This is a genomic window from Asticcacaulis sp. AND118, assembly GCF_020535245.1.
Classification (GTDB): domain Bacteria; phylum Pseudomonadota; class Alphaproteobacteria; order Caulobacterales; family Caulobacteraceae; genus Asticcacaulis.
In genome coordinates this window covers 2,684,777-2,704,117 of the sequence record NZ_CP084910.1, presented here as the reverse complement: position 1 = coordinate 2,704,117, position 19,341 = coordinate 2,684,777, and the positions used below count along the sequence as shown (strand labels likewise).

Here is a 19,341-nt window from a genome sequence, read left to right as displayed (position 1 = left end):
GGCCGCCCCCGGAAGGGCGGAATCCTGAGGCGCCGGTGCATTCCGGCGTCTCTTTTTTTTAAGCGGGGCTGGACCCCAGTTCACATTGCTTTCGCGCATCCAAATCCAAAAACCGCTTCACACTTTTTGGGATGCGCTCTAAAGCCTTACAGACAACAATAAAGCCAACGGAATGCTGCCATGACCAAAGCCTTCACCTGTTTCGGGGAACTGCTGATCCGCCTGTCGACGGCCGGGCGCGATCCGCTCTACACCCTGCCGGAACTGACGCCGTATGTCGGTGGAGCCGAAGCCAATGTGGCGGTCGGCTTGGCGCGTCTGGGCCACGCCACGCGCATGATCAGCGTTGTGCCGGACAACGATCTGGGGCAGGCCGCCGTGGGGCAGTTGCGATATTTCGGCGTCGACGCCGCGCGCGTCTCGACGGCAGCCGGGCGCATGGGGCTGTATTTTCTGACGACCGGCGGCATCCACCGTCCGTCCGACATTCTGTACGATCGCGCCGGTTCGGCCTTCGCGACGGCGGACTTCTCGGCCTTCGACTGGGCCAGGCTGCTTGACGGTGCGTCGTGGCTGCACGTTTCGGGCGTGACCGCGGCGCTGGGGCTTAACGCCTTTCAGGGGGCGTTGAAGGCCATGCAGATCGCCCGCACCCTGGGCATAAAGGTCTCCTTCGATTGCAACTATCGCCCGAAGCTGTGGGAAGCGTGGGGCGGTGACGCTCCCAGCCTGATCCCGCAACTGATGGCGCAGGCCGACCTGATCTTCGGCGGCTATCGCGACATCGAACTGGTGTTCAAGACCACCTTCCCCGGCGAGGCAGGCAGTCACGAGCGCAGCCGCGCCGCAGCGGACCACGCTTTCAGCGCCTTCCCCGACCTGCAACGCCTGATCTGCACGCGCCGCGAACAGGTCAATGTCGACCACAACCGTCTGGCCGGGCTGATGTATACGCGGAAGGAAACGCTGGAAACGCGGACCTACGACATCGCGCGCATAATCGACCGGATCGGCGGCGGCGACGCCTTTGCGGCGGGTGTGCTGCACGGCCTACTGAGCGGCAAATCGGACAAGGAAGCGCTGGACTACGGCATCGCCGGCGGCTGCCTGAAGCACGCCATGCCGGGCGATTTCGCCCTGGCCACGGTTGCCGAACTGGAAGGCTTCCTCAGCGACGACGGCTTCGACGTCAAGCGTTAAGCCGTCACCCTTCGCCGGCCGGGGCGGATGGCCTCTTCGACGGCGGTGATCAGATCATCCGGATCGACGGGCTTTATCACGAACTGCGTCACCCCCACCGCCGCCCATTCGGCGCGATTATAGTCTGTACCGGTGACGGCGATGACCGGCGTGTCGCCGTTCAGACTGTCGGGATCGCGCAGGGCCGCTGTGGTCTGGATGCCGTTCAGGCCGGGCATCACCATGTCCATCAGAATTACGTCGAAACGCTGATGCGCGGCGATATCGAGCGCCTGCGCCCCATCCGCTGCCATGACCGCCGTCCAGCCCAGGGGTTGCAGGAACAGGCCCGCAATGCGCCGATTGACCTCATGGTCGTCGACGATCAGCACGGATTTGGTCTCTGGCGTGGACATGGGACGGGCGCGGTAGGATGAAATTCCGCGCATCCTACGCCCTAAACCTTAAGGATCGCTCTACTTTACGATACCGTCCACAGTCGCGCGCGTCACCGCATGATAGAGCGGGCGGGCTTCGGCATAGACGCGCCGGGCCATCTCAACGCCCCAGCCCTTTTGCGCCATCAGGGCGGTGAACAACGGCGAGACGAACTTGCGGCGGCCCTGAGAGGTCAGGAAGTTTTCCAGCGCCGGCATGGCCGGTTCGTAATGCTGGGCGATAGCCACTTTAAGCCAGGCGAACAGGATTTCCGAATTACGCGACGTGGTGAAACCGAAGGCCGCGTCAAGGTCCTTCAACTGCTCCGCTGTCAGATTATCGGGCAGGGACTCGATGAAATGCTGCCACTCCTGCGTCACCCACCCTTCGGTCAGCAGAGACTTGGCAGGCGTGCCTTTGGCAAAGGCCTCGGCTTGCATCTCGACCTTGTTGAAAGCCTCGGACAGCGGGCGGATGGCGTTTGACGGCAGGCCCGGCTTGTACAGCCATTCGTTCAGCTTGAGGCGATCTTCCGCCCCCGGATCACCCTTGAGCAGGGTTTCGCGCAGATCCTCGACGAAGCCCGCCGTGGTCATGCTCTTGAAGGCGTAGCGGGTGAAATAGCCCTTCAGCCACGCATCGAACTTCTTGCGGCCATAGGTCTGTTCCAGCAGGCGCACTAAGGCCGCGCCTTTTTCGTAGGGAATTTCCGAGAAACCGTCGTCGGGGTCGCGCCCCTTGAGGTCGGTGTGCAACTGGGTCAGGCCCGGTTCCTTGATGTCGGCCAGTTCGGCCTGCAGGCTGGTGTAGCCCAGGCTTTGCAGCATGAGGGCGCGGTCCTTGCCGTACATCTCCTCCATGATGCGGTTCTCGAAATAGCTGGTGAAGCCTTCGTTGAGCCAGAAATCGTCCCAGGTGGCGTTGGTCACCAGATTGCCCGACCACGAATGCGCCAGTTCGTGCGCGATCAGCGAGACCAGCGACTTGTCGCCGGCCAGAATGGTCGGGGTGGCGAAGGTGAGGCGCGGGTTTTCCATGCCGCCGAAGGGGAAGGAGGGCGGCAGGATCAGTACGTCATAGCGGCCCCAGCGGTATTCGCCATAAAGCTTTTCAGCCGCAGCGACGAATTGTTCGAGGTCGGACAGTTCCGTGGCCGATCGCTCGATCATCGCTTTTTCGGCATAGACGCCGGTGCGTTTGCCCGTCGGGCGGAAGGCGATATCGCCGATGGCCAGCGCGATCAGATAGGGCGGGATGGCCTCTTCCATCTTGAAGCGATAGGCGCGCAGGGCGGAGTTGCCGGAAACCGCCTCGCCATCGGGCGTCAGCATCTCAGCGCTCATCACCGCTTTCAAAGCCGTCGGTACACGGATGATCGCGCTGTAGGTCTGACGCACTGCCGGGGAATCCTGCGTCGGAATCCAGGTGCGGGTGAGGATCGACTGCCCCTGCGACAGCAGGAAGGGGTGCTGCTTGCCTTCCGTCTGTGACGGGTCGAGCCATTGCAGGGCCTGGGTGTCGGCGGTGGTGGCGTACTTCACCACGACCTTTTGCGCGCCCTGCGGCAGTTCGATGGTCAGGGGCGCGCCGAAGATCGGATGCGGTTTGCCAAGGGTGTATTTCAGCGGATTGCCCGACGCGTCGGTGACGCCTTCGATAGCCAGCGCCTTGGTGTCGAGAACCACCTGCGTGGCCGTCGGCGCGGTTTCGAGCGTCAGGGCCGCAGTGCCTTTCAGCACCCTGGCGCGGAAGTCGGCGGTCAGGTCGAGATCGACGTGGCGCACGCGCGCGACATTGGGCTCGGCGTAGGAATGGACGTCCCTGGCGCTGCGCACCAGAGCCAGCGGCGCAGAATCATCCGAAGCCGGTTGCACCTTCGGCTCGCACGCCGTCAGAAAGGTCGTCCCCATCAGCGCCGCCATCAAACCGATCGTTGCCGTCCGCCTGTTCGGCGTGAAACCCGTCGCCCGCATCGTCCGTATCCCCATAAAATCGCGCCCCCTGAAAACCTGTTTCAGGGGGCGCTGGAACATACAGATGTTAAAGCGGAAAGCGGCTGCATTCACAATGATGAAAATGCAACAATTCCCTCGGCGTCATCAGCCGTTACGCGAACGGCGCTTCAGTTGTGCGCCTTCCGAACGGTTGACCGGCTCGCTATGGTGCGCGCGCGGCTTGGTGTTGGTCTTGCGACCGCCCAGCTTGCCGCTGGCCGACTTGCCGAAAGGCTTCTTCTTACGGTCGTCGAACTGGCGCGCGCCGGCAGGGCGTTCGCCTGCGGGACGTTCCGCACGTTCTGCCGCCGGACGCGCCGGACGGTCTTCGAAGAAGCGGGTGTCGCGACCTTCGCCACGAGCATCGTCACGCTTCTTGAACGGACGATCGCCCTTCGGCTTGTCGAAGCGGGGCTTTTCGCCACGCGGACCGTCGAAACGCGGCTTGTCGCCAAACGCGCGTTCGGCCGCCGGGAATTCGCGAGACGCCTTGGCCGGGGCGCGCTCGGCGGCCATCGGGTCGTAACGCTCGGTGCGTTCCGGACGGGCCTGATTGCGTTCTTGGCGTTCGGCGCGACCCCCGAAGGCGTCCTTCTTGCCGAAGGTGCGTTCACCGCGCGAATTATCGCCGTCGCGGCCATTGCCACGGTCACGGCGCTCGTCGCGACCAGACTCACGATGGGGGCGGTTGCGCGAACGCTTGTGCACGCGCTCGGCGTCCGGGTCGGTGTGACGGGCGGTCTTTTCGACGACGCGGTCCGGGGTCTTCGGCTTTTCGGTCTGACCCGAAGCGAGGATGGCCTCGTCGAGCAGCTTCAGCGCCTGATCCTTGCGGCGGTCCCACGACGGGATGCGCTGACGGGTGATGCGCTCGATGTCTTTCAGCAGCTTGCGCTCGTCATCGGCCACCAGCGTGATCGAATGACCTTCCTTGCCGGCGCGGGCCGTACGGCCGATGCGGTGCACATAGGCTTCGGCGACGAAGGGCAGTTCGTAGTTGATGACGTGGGTGACGTTGTCGACGTCGATACCGCGCGCGGCGATATCGGTGGCGACAAGCGCGCGGACGCGACCGGCCTTGAAGGCCTGAAGCGCGCGCTCGCGCTGCGACTGGTTCTTGTCGCCGTGGATGGCGGCGGCTTCGACGCCACCGGCCTGCAGATAGGCGGCCACGCGATCCGCGCCGCGCTTGGTGCGGGTGAAGATCAGGGTGCGGGCCAGCTTTTCATCGGCATAAAGTTCCGACAGCAGGGCGCGCTTGCGCTGCTGTTCGATGAAGATGACCTGCTGCGACACGCGCTCGGCCGTGGTGGCTTCCGGCGTGATCTCGACCTTCTTGGGGTCGGTCAGCAGTTCGTTGGCCAGACCGGCGATTTCCTTCGGCATGGTGGCCGAGAAGAACAGGTTCTGACGCTTGGCCGGCAGACGCGAGGCGACCTGACGGATCGGCTTGATGAAGCCCATGTCGAGCATCTGGTCGGCTTCGTCGAGGACGAGGTGCTCGACCGACTTCAGGTCGATGGTCTTCTGCTCGATATGGTCGATCAGACGGCCCGGCGTGGCCACGAGGATATCGAGGCCGCCTTGCAGGGCCTTATACTGCGGGCCGTACTTCACGCCGCCGAAGATGGTGGCGATCTGAAGGCCGAGGCCCTTCGAATAGGCCTTGAAGCTGTCGGCGATCTGGGTCGCCAGTTCGCGCGTCGGCGACAGGACCAGCACGCGGCAGGTGCGCGAGGCCGGGATGATGCGGTCGCTGAGGATGTGGTGCAGGATGGGCAGGGCGAAGGCCGCGGTCTTACCGGTGCCGGTCTGGGCGATGCCCAGCAGGTCGTGCTTTTGCAGCAGGATGGGGATGGCCTGCGCCTGAATGGGGGTAGGGGTGTGATAGCCCTCTTTTTCAAGCGTGGCGAGCAGGCTGGCCGAGAGGCCCAAATCTTTAAAGGTCGTCAAGACGATGCGCTTTCAATGCGGATGCGCTGCGCGGGAAACACCGGCGCACAACATCCTTAAGCCCGGATTCCGTCTGGGGAATATCGGGCGGTTTCGGATGAGGCCAGCGCGTGTCTTAGCTCTCGGGTTCGGTTTTTAAAGATTATCAAGCGCGGACAGCGTCCACGCATCTGTCATCCGTTAAAACTGGCTGTCGAGCCGGTATATCGCTCGACCTCACGCGGCCAGTCAGGTGCAGCATTCGCGCCGCAGCAGAGGCGATATGCGTCGGATCAGTGGAAAAGTCAAGCCCGTAAAGGAAGTCTTCACCGGAGAGGTGCATAGAGGGGGTCTGTTCTGGTGTGCGTTGCAGCAAAGCGTATCCGGTATGGCGGCTTCCCGCAGGGCCGCTCTCAGCGTTTTCGTTATTTTCTTAAGCCGTTCCGCGCGTCGATGACGTACGTCCGGTCGTCTCTTACCTGCTTCTTAATCAAGAGAACGATTTATAAATGAACATTGTCTACCTTAGCCCTGACTCTGCCACGCGAAAGACGCGCAACGCTATGCCCGGCACGACCGAACGCCCTCAGACCCACGTCGTGACCTCCCCACGTCCCGGCGTCGAGGTCATCCAGCCGTATCAGCAGGTGCTGAACCGGCGGATTGAGCCGCGTTTCGACTGCAATGCCGCCGGCGCGTTGATCATGCTCACTACGGGCAACGAGATTCCCTGTCAGATCGTCAACCAGAGCGCTTCGGGCGCGCAGGTGATCCACGAAGGCCTGCCGCAAAATGCCGGCGAGATGTGGCTGATCGACGTGCAGGGGCAGACGGTGAAGTTCGGCACGCCCGCCTGGACCCAGCCGCACAAGACGGGTCTGCGTTTCAGCTTCGTACAGAAGATCGACGGCTCCGGCGTGCGTCCGCCGCGCGTGCCTATGCCGGTATGGAAGGCTTGGCGGCGTCTGGCCGGACTGGATACCCCCCCGCCTGCGGACGATGTGATCTTCCTCGATTAGGCTGCAAACAAAAACCCCGGCGTTTCCGCCGGGGTTTTTGTTTTTAAATCCTCCCCTGTGGCGAAGCGTACGGGGGAGGTGGATCCGCGCGTTAGCGACGAGACGGAGGGGGCGGAGTCGGGGGTTGCCCCCTCCACCACTTCGTGGTCCCCCTCCCCCGTTGCGCAAGGGAGGATATTTTTACACCAGCGAGCGGAACTTCAGCGTGCCGGTGACGGCCTTCAGTTCGTCCAGCGCCTCGCGCGAATAGCCGCGGTCGACATCGACGATCACGTAACCCAGTTGCTCATTGGTCTTGAGGTGCTGGGCCAGGATGTTGAGATTGTACTTGGCGATGATGTTGTTGATGGCGGCCATGACGCCCGGCACGTTCTGATGGATGTGCAGGAAGCGGTGTCGGCCCTGAACCTCGGACAGTTGCACGTTCGGCATGTTGACCGAGAAGGTGGTGTCGCCGCGGCTGATGAAGTTGAGCAGGCGTTCGGAGGCAAACTCCCCGATGGCTTCCTGCGCTTCTTCGGTCGAGCCGCCGATGTGCGGCGTCAGGATGACGTTCGGCAGGCCCATCAGCGCGCTTTCAAACGGATCGTCATTGGTGCGCGGTTCTTCCGGGAAGACATCGACCGCCGCGCCGTAAATCTTCTTCGAGCGCACGGCCTCAGCCAGGGCGTCGATATCGACAATGTGGCCGCGCGACAGGTTGATGAACAGCGCGCCGTCTTTCATTTTGGCGAACTGCGCCTTGCCGAAGATGTTCTTGTTCTCGGCGCGGCCATCGACGTGCAGAGAGAGGACATCGGCTTCGGCCAGAACGGCGTCCAGGGTGCGGTAGCGTTTGGCATTGCCCATGGTCAGCTTTTCGGCGACATCGTAATAGATGACGCGCATGCCGAAGGCTTCGGCCAGCACCGAAAGCTGCGAGCCGATGGCACCGTAACCGATAATGCCCAGCGTCTTGTTGCGGACTTCGTGCGCGCCGGCGGCCGACTTGTCCCACTTGCCGGTGTGCATCTGGATCGACTTGTCGTAGATGTTCCGCGTCAGGATGACCGTCAGGCCCATGACCATTTCCACAACCGAACGGGTGTTGGAATAGGGGGCGTTGAATACGGCCACGCCCTTTTCCGACGCGGCCTTCAAGTCGATCTGATTGGTGCCGATGCAGAAGGCGCCGATGGCCATCAGCTTGTCGGCGGCGTCCAGCACCTTGCGCGTGACATTGGTCTTGGAGCGGATGCCCAGCACGTGCACGCCCTGAATGGCTTCGATCAGCGCGTCTTCGTCCAACGCGCCTTTCAGCGTCGAAACGTCGTAGCCTTCGTCGCGGAAATGCTGGATGGCGACCGGGTGGACGTTTTCCAGCAGCAGCATCTTCATGCGCGAACGCGGAAAGGAGTAGCGACCTTCGTAGCCTTCATTGTGCAGCACCTCATCGAACGAAGCCGCGACCTGCGTCGCTTCGCTGCCGGTGGTAGCGGCCACGACCTTTTCGCGGCTGACGTTTTCGGTGAAGGCGTAGAAACGGTCGGCTGCACCGCCCTGAAACACTTCGTAATCGGTCCAGCCGTCGCCGACCATCACGATGGCGCCCGACAGATCGGCCCAGCTACGCAGGGCGACGATCTTGCCGCCGTCCTTCGACAGCGGATTGTCCTGATCGACGCCGGTGGCCACGCCGTCGTCACCGAAGATCAGGCGGTTGGCCAGCACGTGTTCAGGCTTGATGCCGTATTCGGCCACGACGGGCTCGATGAATTCATGGAAGCCGCCGGAAATGATGCGGATCTTGCCGGGGTTCTCCTCGAAGACCTTGCGGTTGCGCGCGATCGAGGCCGAAACCTGCGTTTTCAGGGCTTCGGCCAGCGCTTCGATATCGGCGCGCGAGGGCTTGAGGATCGCGATACGGCGTTGCAGCGCTTCCCCGAAACCGATCTCGCCCGACATGGCCAGCTCGGTCAGTTCCTTGATCGCGGTCAGGTCGGTCAGACGCGCCGGGTCGGACGAAAAGAGCTGCTCGGCGAGGATGTCGAGGGCTTCGACCTTGGTGAAGGTTGAGTCGAAATCGAGGACCAGAGTAGGAAGGTTTACGCTAGCGGGAGCCATGTGCATGATCGCATCCGTTTAAGCGCATCCCGAAAGTGGGCACCGGTTTTCGGAAGAGATGCGCGATAGACTAAGGTAGGGAGCCGGGGACCGGGCGCGCCGAAAGGCGACTGAATTCAAGCGCGCGATTAAGCCAAAACCCCCCTCAAGACAACCGCCTTTGTCAGTATTTCCCGCGACTTCGGCTTTTTTTGGCGGTGCGGATCGGCTAAGGTGCCAGTATTGCCACAGTAATGCCTTGAAACCGGTCAAGGTTGAAACTATCTCGGCGACCTATGTCCCTTTTTGTGTGATTTTATATGACCTCCTATCCTTTGCCGTCGCAGGACTATGCCGCCCGTTTTGTGCTGGACACGCTTCCCGTGCATGGGCGTCTGGTGCGTCTCGATGAAACGCTGAACGCGATTCTCGACGCCCACGCCTACCCGGACGCCATCGCCACCCTGCTGGGCGAGGCCTGCGTGCTGGCGGTGATGGTCGGTTCGGCGCTGAAATTCGAGGGGCGTCTGATCATGCAGGCGCAGGGGCAGGGCGTGGTGCGCTATGTTGTGGCCGATTACGATACGCGCGGGTCTTTGCGCGGCTTCTGCCGGTTCGATCCGGAAGAACTGAAGGCGCTGGAGGCCGAAAACGCCGGCAGCTTCCAGTCGCTGGGCGCGCAGCAACTGCTGGGCAGGGGTACCTTCATCATGACGCTTGAGCCCGACGGTCCCGGCGACCGTTATCAGGGCGTCACGCCGATCGAGGGCGACTCCTTGTCCCTATGCGCCGAGCACTATTTCGCCCAGTCGGAGCAGATTCCGACGCAGATCAAGCTGGCCGTGGCGCGCGAAAGCACGCCCGACGGTATTCGCTGGCGCGCCGGCGGGGCGATGATTCAGGCGCTGGCCGGTGACGATACGCGTGGCGACACGCGCGAAGCCTTCCAGCATGTGCGCGCCCTGTTCGCAACCCTGGGCGAAGAAGAACTGACCGATTTTGAACTTGACGCCGAACGCTTGCTGTTCCGCCTGTTCCATGAGGACGGCGTGCGTCTGTCGTCACCGCAGCCTGTCGCGCGTCTATGCCGCTGCTCGCAGACGCGGGTCGAGGATCTGGTACGCTCCTTCTCGGCCGCCGAACAATCGGATATGATCGAGCCGGACGGCAAGGTGCACATCACCTGCGAATATTGCTCGAAGACGTTTTTCGTCGAGCCGTGATTTCACCCGCCTTGTGCCCAAGGCAAGGGTAGGCGATTTCCACTTTCTTTTTGCGGCGGCCTCGGTTTCTATGCGCGGAAACCGGGAGACGCACCATGACCATCCATCAGGGGAGCTGCCACTGCGGCAAGATTGCCTTCGAAGCCAAAGGCGATTTCACCACGGCCATCGACTGCAATTGCTCGATGTGCCGACGGCGCGGCAGTTTGCTGGCCTTTATCGCCCGCACGGATTTCAAGCTGAGCGGCGCGCGGGAAGACCTGTCTGTCTATAAGTTCAATCAACATCGTCTGAACCACTATTTCTGCGACGTCTGCGGCATTGCCCCGTTCAGCGAAGGCGTGGGACCGGATGGCAAAGAAACGACGGCGGTCAATCTGCGTTGCGTGCCGGATGTCGATCTCGACAGTCTGACCCTCCATAGGTGGGACGGCGCGTCGCACTGATCTTGGGCGCGGATTCCGAGGCGGGTCCGGCAGGGATTGACTCCCTGCCTACTAGTAGGTAGGTTGCGGGTATGAGCAACCTGACCTCGACCTCCGACGCCATTCTGAACTGCGCGCGCAATCTGATCATTGCCGGCGGCTATAACGGTTTCAGCTATGCCGACATCGCCGGCGTGGTGGGGATTCGCAAGCCCAGCATCCACCACCACTTCCCCAGCAAGGTCGATCTGGTCCGCACGCTGGTCTCGAAATACCGCGAAGAGGCGCAGGCCGGCATTGCGGCGATGGCGCGCCATATCCCGGACCCGCTGGACCAATTGCGCGCCTATGCCGGCTATTGGGAGACCTGCATCACGGACGCCCGTGCGTCCTTCTGCATCTGCGCCTTGCTGGCCAACGAACTGCCCATCTTGCCGGAAGTCATTGCGCTGGAGGTGCGCGCGCATTTCCGTAGTCTTTCCAAATGGCTGGCCTCGGTGCTGGCGCGCGGCGCACAGCAAGGGCGTTTGCATTTCATCGGTTCTGCTGCGGTAGAGGCCGAGATGTTCCTGGCCACCGTGCACGGCGCCATGTTGTCGGCGCGCGCCTATGGCGACCCGCAGATGTTCGGCGCCATTATTACGCCGCTGATCGACCGTTTGACCGTCCGGCCCTAAGGCGGTTTTTTGAACCATAAATCTACCAACTGATAGGTAGATAATCCGAAGGATAGAGCAATGTTTGGAATTTCGCCGCTCGGCTGGCTGCATACGCTGGGCAGTCTGCCCGCCATCCCGCTGGCCATCTACATGTTCGCGCGTCATGGCCGTATCGTGCCGCGTTCCGTGCCCGGCGCCCTCTATTTCATCAGTATGCTCATCGGGGCGCTGACGGTGTTCATCGTCGCGCATCAACCGGTCAGCTACATCATCGGGGCGGTCACACTGACGGTACTACTGATCGGGTATGGCGTGGGTTACCTGCCGGTATCGAAGCGCGTGACGGTATATCCGGAGACGATCTGCCTGACCCTGAGCGCGTTTCTGCTGATGGTGCCGACGGTGACCGAGACGCTGCGGCGCGTGCCGGACGGTCATCCGCTGGTCACCGATCTGGGTTCGCCCTTATTGAAGGGCGCGCATCTGAGCCTGCTGGTGGCGTTGATTGTCGGGATGACGGCGCAGATTCTTTACCTGCGCAAACAGGGGAAGCGGGCTTGAATCTCCTCCCTACGAAGTGGGGAGGTGGCAGTGAGCGTAGCGAACTGACGGAGGGGTATCTATAAAAGCTCGGCTGTTTCGCGAAGCGGAAATATACCCCTCCGTCACGCCTTCGGCGCGCCACCTCCCCATGCTTCGCATAGGGAGGAGATAGAAAATTGCATCAGGGACGAAGGCGATTAAATCCCTTCGCCGTCCTCATAGACGCTGAGGTGGATGCCGCATTCGGTCTTGTCCTGACCGGCCCAGCGGCCCGAACGCGCGTCCTGACCGGCTTCAACCGGCTTGGTGCAGGTGAAGCAGCCGATCGACGGATAGCCCTGCTCGACCAGCGGATGCTCCGGCAGGCCGTTGGCGCGGATATAGTCCGTCACGTCTTGCGCGGTCCAGTTGGCCAGCGGATTGATCTTGAAGCCGCGCCCGTCATATTCGACGACCGAAAGATTGGCGCGCGTCGAGGCCTGATGGCGTTTGCGGCCCGAAATCCACGCCGCATAGTCCTTGGTCACCGCCGCCAGAGGCCTGGTCTTGCGGAAGTTGCAGCAGGCGTCCGGATCGCTCTGGAACAGCGTGTTCTTCGGATCGAGCGCGCGCACGTCTTCCAGCGCCGGGCGCAGATTCACCAGATTGGTCAGGCCCAGTTGCTCCACCAGCTCGTCGCGGTATTGCAGAGTCTGAAAGAAGTGCCGGTCGGTGTCGAGGAAGATGACCGGCGTGGTGCGGTCGATCTTGGCCACCAGATGCAGCAGCGCGGCCGCATCGGCGCCGAAGGACGAGGTCATGGCGATTGTGCCGGCAAACTCGTGCTCGATGACGTCGCGCAGGATCGACTCGGCGTTCCAGCCTTCGTACTTGGCCGACAGCTTGCGCGCATATTCATGCTCAGGCGTATCGGCGACCAGATTATTGATCAGGACAGTCATTGAAGACACTCCGGACCTGACGTCTTCCTTAAGCAGGATGGCGCAGGGCCCATACAGGTTTCAGCCCATCGGCGGCGGACTGATAGGCATTGGCATAGAGGCTGCGGGCGTGCTTGATCGCGCCCTGCGGATCGGCGTCTTTCAGCAGGAAGGCGTTGAAGCCGCAACGCATCATCCAGAAGACCTGATCGCGCAGCACGTCGCCGACCGCGCGGATTTCGCCGTCGAAGCGAAGGTCCTGACGCAGGATGCGCGCCGTCGAATAGCCGCGGCCGTCGCGATAGCCGGGGAAGGCGACCTCGATCAGGGCGATCTTCGACAGGTGCGGCGCGAGCTTGCGCACGTCGTCACCGGGCATGACGCGCACGCCGTAGCGGCCGTTCAGCCCGTCCAGTTCGTTCACGGCGCGCTCGAAACCGAGCACGACCTGATCGACGCCGATGGCCTCATCGTCGGCCAGCACGGTCCAGGCATTGTCGCGCACCTCGCCCTGATCCGAGACCAGTTGCGGGGCGTGGGAAGAATTAAGCTGGCTCATGCAGGGCTCCGGCAAAGGCTTCGCGGCCGAGGCGGCCCACGGTGTCGATGAAGCGCTCGGTCTCATCCGTGCGCAGTTCGAGATAGAGATTGACCAGACGCTCCAGCGCGGCGGGCACGGCTTCGGCGCTGAGGCCCTTGCCCGTGATGACGCCCAACGCGGCCTTTTCGTCGGCGCGGCCGCCGAGCAGGATCTGGTAGAATTCCTCGCCCTGCTTATCGACGCCCAGAATGCCGATATGACCGACATGGTGGTGGCCACAGGCATTGATGCAGCCCGAAATCTTGATCTGCAGATCGCCGATCTTGTCCGTCAGGCCTTCGTCGGCAAAGCGGTTGGAAATGTCCTGCGCCAGCGGGATGGCGCGGGCATTGGCCAGCGAGCAGTAGTCGAGGCCGGGGCAGGCGATCATGTCGGTGATCTTGCCGACATTGGCGGAAGACAGACCGTTCTGATCCAGCTGACGATACAGCTCGTAGAGGTCGGCCTTGGCCACGTGCGGTAGGATGACGTTCTGTTCGTGCGAGACGCGCAGTTCGCCGTATCCAAAGGCGTCGGCGGCGTCGGCCATGGCGTCCATCTGCGCCGAAGAGGCGTCGCCCGGCGGCATTCCGGTCGGCTTCAGCGAAATGGTCACCGAGACGTGGTCGTCGCGACGGTGTGCCAGCGTGTTGTTGCGCATCCAGCGGGCAAAGCCCGGATCGGCGGCTTTGGCGCGCTCAATAGCCGCGGCGTCGAAGGCCTTGTCGGCATAGTTCGGCTGCGGGAAGAAGCTCTTGATGCGCGCGATTTCGGCGTGCGGCGCGTCGATCTGCGCCTGATCGAGCGTGGCCCATTCCTCTTCGACCTGACGCGCATATTCCTGAGGCCCCAGAGCGGAAACGAGGATCTTGATGCGCGCCTTGTAGATATTGTCGCGGCGGCCATAACGGTTATAGACGCGCAGGGCGGCTTCGAGATAGCTGAGCAGCTTTTCGCCCGGCACGCCCGATTTGATCAGGTGGCCGAGGTGCGGCGTGCGGCCCATGCCGCCGCCGACATAGACGTCGAAGCCGTTGGCCGTCAGTTGCAGCCCGATGTCGTGCACGCGGATGGCGGCGCGGTCGCGGGTGGCGCCGGTGATGGCGATTTTGAACTTGCGCGGCAGGAAGGTGAATTCCGGATGGAAGGTCGACCACTGACGGATCAGTTCGGCCCACGGACGCGGATCGTCGAGTTCGTCCTTGGCGGCGCCGGCGAACTGATCGGTCGTGGTGTTGCGGATGCAGTTGCCCGACGTCTGGATGGCGTGCATTTCGACCGCCGCCAGCTCTTCGAGAATCTGCGGCGTGTCGGCCAGCTTGATCCAGTTGAACTGGATATTCTGGCGCGTGGTGAAGTGGCCGAAATCGCGGTCATAGGTGCGCGCGATATGGGCGAAAGTGCGCATCTGACGCGACGACAGCACGCCGTAGGGCACGGCGATACGCAGCATGTAGGCGTGCAGTTGCAGGTACAGGCCGTTCATCAGGCGCAGCGGCTTGAACTGATCCTCGCTGAGTTCACCGCTCAGGCGGCGGGCCACCTGGTCCTTGAATTCGGCATTGCGGGCGGCGACCATGGCGTGGTCGAACTGATCATACTGATACATTAGAAGACTTCTCCGCGCTGGTGCTGACGGGCGGTATCGAGGGCGGTCTGACCGATGGTCGGGCCATTGGCGCGCACGTGCTCACGCACATATTCGCGCTTTACAAGCGTATTTTCATCGACCAGCGGCACGACATAGACGCCGACCACCTCGGTTTCGCGCGCTTTCCACTCTTCGAGCAGGGCAGCGGCGGCCTCGTCCTCAAGGCGCGTGGCGTTAGCGGCGTCCTCGGTCCAGCCCGACAGGTCGGACCCTCCGGCGTACCACAGAACCAGACCGTCGGTCAGGCGATTGGCGGTCAGCAGTTTCATGCGGTCCTCATGGGTTCGTGGACGATTGGGTGCGCGTCCGTCGTCTGATAAAGGGCGGCGACTTCGCCGATAATGAGCAGGGCCGGGCCCTTGGGCGGATCGGCCTTGAGCGTGTTGGCCAGGTCGGACAGACAGGTCAGTCTGCGTGTCTCGTCATGACGGGTGCCGTTTTCGACCACCAGAACCGGCGTGTCGGGGGCGCGTCCATGCTGGGTCAACTTTTCGGAAATCGTCTGGGCCGTATGGATGCCCATATAGACGACCAGCGTGTGGTTGTGCGCCGCCAGCCGGTCCCAGTCGAGCGCCAGCGGATTGTGCGCGAAATCCCCATCCTTGGCGTGACCCGTGACGAACGACACGCTCTGCGCATGGTCGCGGTGGGTTAGCGGCACAGCGGTCGATGCGGCGCAACCGAGTGCCGCTGTGATGCCGGGCGTGATATGGACTTCGATGCCGGCGGCCTTCAGCGCCTCGACCTCTTCGCCGCCACGCCCGAAAACGAACGGATCGCCGCCCTTGAGGCGCACGACGCGCTTGCCCAGCGTGGCCTGTTCGACCAGCAGGCTGTGGATCTGATCCTGCGGCACGGAATGGTTCGAGCGCGCCTTACCCACGTAAAAGCGTTCGGAGTCTCGGCGGGCGAGGTCCATGATGCCGTCGCCGACCAGCCGATCATAGACGATGACATCGGCCTCGCTAAGGAGGCGCAGGGCCTTCAGCGTCAGAAGCTCCGGATCGCCCGGACCGGCCCCGACCAGATGCACCACGCCTTTGCGCGGTTGCGGGTTTTTCGCGGCTTCGACGGCCATGTCCACCGCGGCGTCGATGCGCCCTTCGCGCGCCAGACGGGCGGCGTCGGAGTCCAGCACGCCTTCCCAGAAGCGGCGGCGGTCGTCGACATTGGGCAGCAGTTCACGCAGATGCGGGCTGAGGCGCAGGGCGAACTCGGCCAGTTGCGCTTCGGAGGGCGGGATGGCGGCTTCGATGCGGCGGCGGGTTTCGCGGGCCAGAACCGGCGCTGTGCCCCCCGTAGCCACGCCGATCGACAGCGGGCCGCGATCGATGATGGCGGGGATGTGAAAGTCGCCGAGGTCCGGGTAATCGACCACATTGAGCGGCTTGCCGGCCTGACGTGCCAGCGCCGCGCCCTGTTCGGCCAGGGCGCGATCTTCGAAGGCGACGATGACGAAGGTGGCGTCGCTCAGGTCCGCGACCGTGGGCCAGCGGCGTTCCGGCGTCACGCCTTCGTAAGTCGCGTCGTCGCCGGGCGTATAGACGGTGAGGGTCGCCGGGGTGCGCCGCAGCAGGGTCAGTTTGCGCACAAGCCATTCGCCCGTCCCGATCAGGACGGCGCGCCGGCCTTCGAGCGGCCAGGAGAGCGGCAGTGCAAGCATACTAAAAAGGTCCACGGTAAGCCTCATGCCGAAAAGTGGGACGCACTTTTCGGATACACATGAGGCGTTCTTTTCTTAAAAGGGACTTTGCGCCCCCTGTTTGTCAGGGCTTTTAGTCCCGGCCCGTCGCGAAGGAAAGCGATGCTTTGTGCAGGAAAGGTTTAGGGCGGCTAAAGCGGGGCTTAAAGGTTCATTTGGCGGCGCAGGGCGGCGTACATCTGTTCGGCCACGTCCCAGTCTTCCGGCGTGTCGATATCGACTACCTCTGTGCGCGGCAGGACGACCGGCGCGGATTGCGCAGAGAAGATTTCTTCGCCGTTTTTGAAAGCTTCGGCCCAGCCCCAGTAGTACTGCGCGGCGTCGTGGAAGGCCGGCGTCAGGTCCTGAGACCGCGTCAGGCGGTGTTCAGGCTGAAACATGCGCACGCCGCCCTCTTCGGTGCGATAGAGCGCGCGCTGAACGGCGAAGGCGTAGGAGGTGACGGAGAAGGCGAAGCGCTTGCCCTGTAAGGCCTCCCATCCTGCGATCAGCCGCGTGGCCGTCAGAAACGGCGCGGTGGCGTAGATGCCGCACACCGCATCCGGGGCCTCGCCCTGAGCGGTGAACCAGTCGATAGCGTGGATGATGACCGCATTGGTGCCGATATGGTCGCCCGACAGTTCCGGCGGGCGCACAAAGGGCACTTCGGCGCCGTATGTGCGCGCGGCTTCGGCGATTTCGCCGTCGTCGGTCGAGACGATAACATGATCGAAAAGGCCGCTTTCGCGCGCGGCGCGGATGGAATAGCTGAGCAGAGGCTGGCCGAAGAAGGGCTTGATATTCTTGTGCGGAATGCGCTTTGACCCGCCGCGCGCGGGGATGACGGCGATGCGACGGACGGACATGGGCGGGCTCCGGGACGGCTGACAACGCGATATTAACCGACGTGATCAAAAAAAGGTTTAATGTCCTTTTGGAGAGTGGCCATGTCCGCGTCACCCCGTCCGGCTGCATTGCGGCCACTGACTGCCGAAGACCGCGACCGCCTGTTCGACTGGCGCAACCGCGATGAGGTGCGCCGCTTCATGTACACCGATATGGTGATCCCGCGCGAGCGGCACGATGCGTGGTTCGATGGGTTGTCTGACAACGAGACGAGGCGCTATTTCATCATCGAATGGGACGATGAGCCGGTCGGGCTGGCCAATTTCGTCGATATTGATCGCGTGTCGCAAAAGGCGGCCTGGGCCTTCTATCTGGCCGAACCCGCCGCGCGCGGCAAGGGGCTGGGCGCATGGGTCGAGTTCCGGATGATCGAACACGCTTTCGACGAACTGAAGCTCGAAAAGCTGTGGTGCGAAGTGCTGGAAAGCAATGCCGCCGTGTGGAAACTGCACCTCTCGTTCGGTTTCCAGAAGGAGGCGCATTTCCGCCGCCACGTCGTCAAATCGGACGGGCCGCACGATGTGATCGGGCTGGGGCTGCTGCGTGAAGACTGGGCGGCGGCGCGGGAAGCCTGCCGCGACCGCCTTCTGACGCACGGGTATGAGGTTTGAACCACGCGCCGGATTATCAGGCGTCGGGAAACAGCACCGTCTCGTAGTCCTGCGAACCGTGCAGGATTGCACCGATCTGTTCAAGCCCGGCTTCGGCTTGCGCGGAAAAAAGAACCCTCACTATTCCCCGCGCTCTTGGGCCATGCGCATGTATTTGGCTTCCAGACGGTCGAAGACCTCTTCGGCCGATTTGACGCGACCCGCCTCTACGTCGGCACGGCTGCGTTCCAGCGTGGCGTCCAGAGATAATAAACGGCGCTCACGTTCCTCAACTATGCGTAACGCGTCACGCACCAGTTCGCTGGTGTTGTTGTATCGACCACTTTGCACCATTTCGGCGGCAAACGCCTCAAAGTGCTTGCCGAGATTGACGGTCGTGCCCATGGAAAGCCTCGCTGGTATTAATATATAATACCCCGGAGCCGGCCTTAAGGCAAATGTCTCGCCTGTTAGCGTTCCGTCCCCGGCTTGCCGGTGATAATATTGCCCTTGATCTTCGCTTCGCCGGCGTCGCCCAGATCGCGGCGGGTGTCTTCGAGCGACAGCGGGTAGGGAATGGTCGCATTGACCGCATCTAGCCCCGCTTTTGCCGCCTCACCGCGCGAAATCAGAAAGCGCGCCGAAAAGCGTTCGGCGTCCGACGAGACCGGCATGGTTCCATGCAGGGTGCAGGCGTGCCAGCAGGCGACATAGCCCGTATCGCCGACCAGCATCCGCTCATCGACGGTCATTTCGCCACCCGTGCCATTGCGATAGAGCCAACGGCCATCCGGTTGCTTTTTAAGGTCGTGCGGGAACATACACGCCCCTAATTTGTGGCTTTTCGGCAGGACGTAGAGCGGCGCATCGCCCGCCGTCACCGGATGGATATAGACATAGACGGTGATCAGGTCGGAATAGCGGCTCTTCCAGTCGATAATGTCCTGATGGAAGTCGATGCCATAGAAATAGGTGATGTCGCGATAGGCCGGGCGGATGTATGGCCCCAGATTATTGACCGGATTGCCGATGATGCGCGGTTTTAGCCAGTCAGGGAGCCAGCGATCGGGCACGCCGCAGACGAACTTTTGGTCCAGTATCGTGTAATCTTCGCCCAGAAGCTCGCTCAGGGCCTGTTTCAGACGCGGTTCAGCCAGAATGAAGTCCGACTTCGGCGACAGGGCCTCGAACAGGTTGCGCTCCGGCATGGGATTGGTGCCCCGATACTGCGGATCGGCCTCGAAGGTCGCCTGATCGAGGAAGAGGTCCGGCCCGAAATTGCGGCTGGCGCGCACGGCGGCCATCAGGTCGCGGCAGGCCTCTTCCGGCATCAGCACGCCCAGATCCGCAAAGCCGTCTTCGATAAAGGTCTCGGTGAGGGTGGCCATGTCCGGCGCTCCAGTCTTGTTACGGGGAGGCTAGGCGTCAGCGTTTAACAATACGCTAACCCTGATGGCGCAAAGGATAGAGCGCATCCCAAAAAGTGTGACACGGTTTTTTTGGAATCAGATGCGCGATT

General features: G+C 62.5%; 19 protein-coding genes. 7 read left to right on the top strand and 12 right to left on the bottom strand.

The window, feature by feature from the left end:
* Positions 1–180: 180 nt before the first annotated feature.
* Positions 181–1,200: a sugar kinase gene (locus LH365_RS12910; protein WP_226744040.1), complete on the top strand. Its 1,020-nt coding sequence runs from the start codon at positions 181–183 to the stop codon at positions 1,198–1,200.
* Here LH365_RS12910 and LH365_RS12905 read toward each other — a convergent pair.
* From LH365_RS12905 to LH365_RS12895, 3 genes are all read right to left on the bottom strand, one after another.
* A complete protein-coding gene (locus tag LH365_RS12905) occupies positions 1,197–1,595 on the bottom strand; it encodes a response regulator (protein ID WP_226744039.1) in 399 nt (132 codons plus the stop codon). The two genes, LH365_RS12910 and LH365_RS12905, sit on opposite strands and share 4 nt — an antisense overlap.
* Before the next feature lie 60 nt (positions 1,596–1,655).
* Positions 1,656–3,605 carry a M1 family metallopeptidase gene (locus tag LH365_RS12900; RefSeq protein ID WP_226744038.1) on the bottom strand — a complete coding sequence of 650 codons (1,950 nt, stop codon included), beginning with the start codon at positions 3,603–3,605 and terminating at the stop codon, positions 1,656–1,658.
* Positions 3,606–3,716: 111 nt separating this feature from the next.
* Complete coding sequence (locus LH365_RS12895; protein ID WP_226744037.1) at positions 3,717–5,564, bottom strand: DEAD/DEAH box helicase; 1,848 nt, start codon at positions 5,562–5,564, stop codon at positions 3,717–3,719.
* Positions 5,565–6,052: 488 nt separating this feature from the next.
* Between LH365_RS12895 and LH365_RS12890 the strand changes: the two genes are divergently transcribed.
* Entirely contained in the window at positions 6,053–6,562 is a 510-nt protein-coding gene (locus LH365_RS12890) for a hypothetical protein (RefSeq protein WP_226744036.1), read from the top strand.
* 180 nt (positions 6,563–6,742) lie between these two features.
* Here LH365_RS12890 and serA read toward each other — a convergent pair whose 3' ends face one another.
* Complete coding sequence (gene serA / locus LH365_RS18640; RefSeq protein WP_255606625.1) at positions 6,743–8,671, bottom strand: phosphoglycerate dehydrogenase; 1,929 nt, start codon at positions 8,669–8,671, stop codon at positions 6,743–6,745.
* A 293-nt stretch (positions 8,672–8,964) separates the two neighbouring features.
* Here serA and LH365_RS12875 point away from each other — a divergent pair, with 293 nt between their 5' ends.
* From LH365_RS12875 to LH365_RS12860, 4 genes are all read left to right on the top strand, one after another.
* Positions 8,965–9,867: an Hsp33 family molecular chaperone HslO gene (locus LH365_RS12875; protein ID WP_226744035.1), complete on the top strand. Its 903-nt coding sequence runs from the start codon at positions 8,965–8,967 to the stop codon at positions 9,865–9,867.
* A gap of 95 nt (positions 9,868–9,962) precedes the next feature.
* Complete coding sequence (locus LH365_RS12870) at positions 9,963–10,313, top strand: GFA family protein (protein WP_226744034.1); 351 nt, start codon at positions 9,963–9,965, stop codon at positions 10,311–10,313.
* A gap of 71 nt (positions 10,314–10,384) precedes the next feature.
* Entirely contained in the window at positions 10,385–10,969 is a 585-nt protein-coding gene (locus tag LH365_RS12865; RefSeq protein WP_226744033.1) for a TetR/AcrR family transcriptional regulator, read from the top strand.
* Positions 10,970–11,029: 60 nt separating this feature from the next.
* Positions 11,030–11,512, top strand: a complete 483-nt coding sequence (locus LH365_RS12860) for a hypothetical protein (protein WP_226744032.1) — start codon at positions 11,030–11,032, stop codon at positions 11,510–11,512.
* Positions 11,513–11,691: 179 nt separating this feature from the next.
* On the opposite strand, the gene LH365_RS12855 is transcribed toward LH365_RS12860, so the two are convergent.
* The 6 genes from LH365_RS12855 to pseF form a co-directional block, all read right to left on the bottom strand.
* Complete coding sequence (locus tag LH365_RS12855) at positions 11,692–12,435, bottom strand: phosphoadenylyl-sulfate reductase (RefSeq protein WP_226744031.1); 744 nt, start codon at positions 12,433–12,435, stop codon at positions 11,692–11,694.
* Between the two features lie 28 nt (positions 12,436–12,463).
* The gene (locus LH365_RS12850; protein WP_226744030.1) at positions 12,464–12,973 is read right to left on the bottom strand and encodes a DUF934 domain-containing protein; all 510 of its coding nucleotides are present in this window, start codon (positions 12,971–12,973) and stop codon (positions 12,464–12,466) included.
* Positions 12,960–14,603 carry a nitrite/sulfite reductase gene (locus tag LH365_RS12845; RefSeq protein WP_226744029.1) on the bottom strand — a complete coding sequence of 548 codons (1,644 nt, stop codon included), beginning with the start codon at positions 14,601–14,603 and terminating at the stop codon, positions 12,960–12,962. Before LH365_RS12845 ends, LH365_RS12850 begins: the two co-directional genes overlap by 14 nt.
* The gene (locus LH365_RS12840) at positions 14,603–14,914 is read right to left on the bottom strand and encodes a DUF2849 domain-containing protein (RefSeq protein WP_226744028.1); all 312 of its coding nucleotides are present in this window, start codon (positions 14,912–14,914) and stop codon (positions 14,603–14,605) included. The genes LH365_RS12845 and LH365_RS12840 overlap by 1 nt, the downstream gene beginning before the upstream one ends.
* Positions 14,911–16,308, bottom strand: a complete 1,398-nt coding sequence (cysG, locus tag LH365_RS12835; RefSeq protein WP_226744027.1) for a siroheme synthase CysG — start codon at positions 16,306–16,308, stop codon at positions 14,911–14,913. The genes LH365_RS12840 and cysG overlap by 4 nt, the downstream gene beginning before the upstream one ends.
* A gap of 182 nt (positions 16,309–16,490) precedes the next feature.
* Positions 16,491–17,192, bottom strand: a complete 702-nt coding sequence (gene pseF / locus LH365_RS12830; protein WP_226744026.1) for a pseudaminic acid cytidylyltransferase — start codon at positions 17,190–17,192, stop codon at positions 16,491–16,493.
* Positions 17,193–17,273: 81 nt separating this feature from the next.
* On the opposite strand from pseF, the gene pseH reads away from it, so the two are divergent.
* Entirely contained in the window at positions 17,274–17,843 is a 570-nt protein-coding gene (pseH, locus tag LH365_RS12825) for a UDP-4-amino-4,6-dideoxy-N-acetyl-beta-L-altrosamine N-acetyltransferase (protein ID WP_226744025.1), read from the top strand.
* Positions 17,844–17,963: 120 nt separating this feature from the next.
* Here pseH and LH365_RS12820 read toward each other — a convergent pair whose 3' ends face one another.
* On the bottom strand, positions 17,964–18,227 hold the full coding sequence (locus LH365_RS12820; protein ID WP_226744024.1) for a type II toxin-antitoxin system ParD family antitoxin: 264 nt from the start codon (positions 18,225–18,227) through the stop codon (positions 17,964–17,966).
* Between the two features lie 65 nt (positions 18,228–18,292).
* Complete coding sequence (locus LH365_RS12815) at positions 18,293–19,210, bottom strand: phytanoyl-CoA dioxygenase family protein (RefSeq protein WP_226744023.1); 918 nt, start codon at positions 19,208–19,210, stop codon at positions 18,293–18,295.
* Positions 19,211–19,341: the final 131 nt, after the last annotated feature.

Bases quoted from the DNA above. Each gene is read 5' to 3' on its own strand.
- LH365_RS12910 (WP_226744040.1), top strand. From the start codon at position 181: ATGACCAAAGCCTTCACCTGTTTCGGGGAACTGCTGATCCGCCTGTCG.
- LH365_RS12905 (WP_226744039.1), bottom strand. From the start codon at position 1,595: ATGTCCACGCCAGAGACCAAATCCGTGCTGATCGTCGACGACCATGAG.
- LH365_RS12900 (WP_226744038.1), bottom strand. From the start codon at position 3,605: ATGGGGATACGGACGATGCGGGCGACGGGTTTCACGCCGAACAGGCGG.
- LH365_RS12890 (WP_226744036.1), top strand. From the start codon at position 6,053: ATGAACATTGTCTACCTTAGCCCTGACTCTGCCACGCGAAAGACGCGC.
- serA (WP_255606625.1), bottom strand. From the start codon at position 8,671: ATGCACATGGCTCCCGCTAGCGTAAACCTTCCTACTCTGGTCCTCGAT.
- LH365_RS12875 (WP_226744035.1), top strand. From the start codon at position 8,965: ATGACCTCCTATCCTTTGCCGTCGCAGGACTATGCCGCCCGTTTTGTG.
- LH365_RS12870 (WP_226744034.1), top strand. From the start codon at position 9,963: ATGACCATCCATCAGGGGAGCTGCCACTGCGGCAAGATTGCCTTCGAA.
- LH365_RS12865 (WP_226744033.1), top strand. From the start codon at position 10,385: ATGAGCAACCTGACCTCGACCTCCGACGCCATTCTGAACTGCGCGCGC.
- LH365_RS12860 (WP_226744032.1), top strand. From the start codon at position 11,030: ATGTTTGGAATTTCGCCGCTCGGCTGGCTGCATACGCTGGGCAGTCTG.
- LH365_RS12855 (WP_226744031.1), bottom strand. From the start codon at position 12,435: ATGACTGTCCTGATCAATAATCTGGTCGCCGATACGCCTGAGCATGAA.
- LH365_RS12850 (WP_226744030.1), bottom strand. From the start codon at position 12,973: ATGAGCCAGCTTAATTCTTCCCACGCCCCGCAACTGGTCTCGGATCAG.
- LH365_RS12845 (WP_226744029.1), bottom strand. From the start codon at position 14,603: ATGTATCAGTATGATCAGTTCGACCACGCCATGGTCGCCGCCCGCAAT.
- LH365_RS12840 (WP_226744028.1), bottom strand. From the start codon at position 14,914: ATGAAACTGCTGACCGCCAATCGCCTGACCGACGGTCTGGTTCTGTGG.
- cysG (WP_226744027.1), bottom strand. From the start codon at position 16,308: ATGCTTGCACTGCCGCTCTCCTGGCCGCTCGAAGGCCGGCGCGCCGTC.
- pseF (WP_226744026.1), bottom strand. From the start codon at position 17,192: ATGTCCGTCCGTCGCATCGCCGTCATCCCCGCGCGCGGCGGGTCAAAG.
- pseH (WP_226744025.1), top strand. From the start codon at position 17,274: ATGTCCGCGTCACCCCGTCCGGCTGCATTGCGGCCACTGACTGCCGAA.
- LH365_RS12820 (WP_226744024.1), bottom strand. From the start codon at position 18,227: ATGGGCACGACCGTCAATCTCGGCAAGCACTTTGAGGCGTTTGCCGCC.
- LH365_RS12815 (WP_226744023.1), bottom strand. From the start codon at position 19,210: ATGGCCACCCTCACCGAGACCTTTATCGAAGACGGCTTTGCGGATCTG.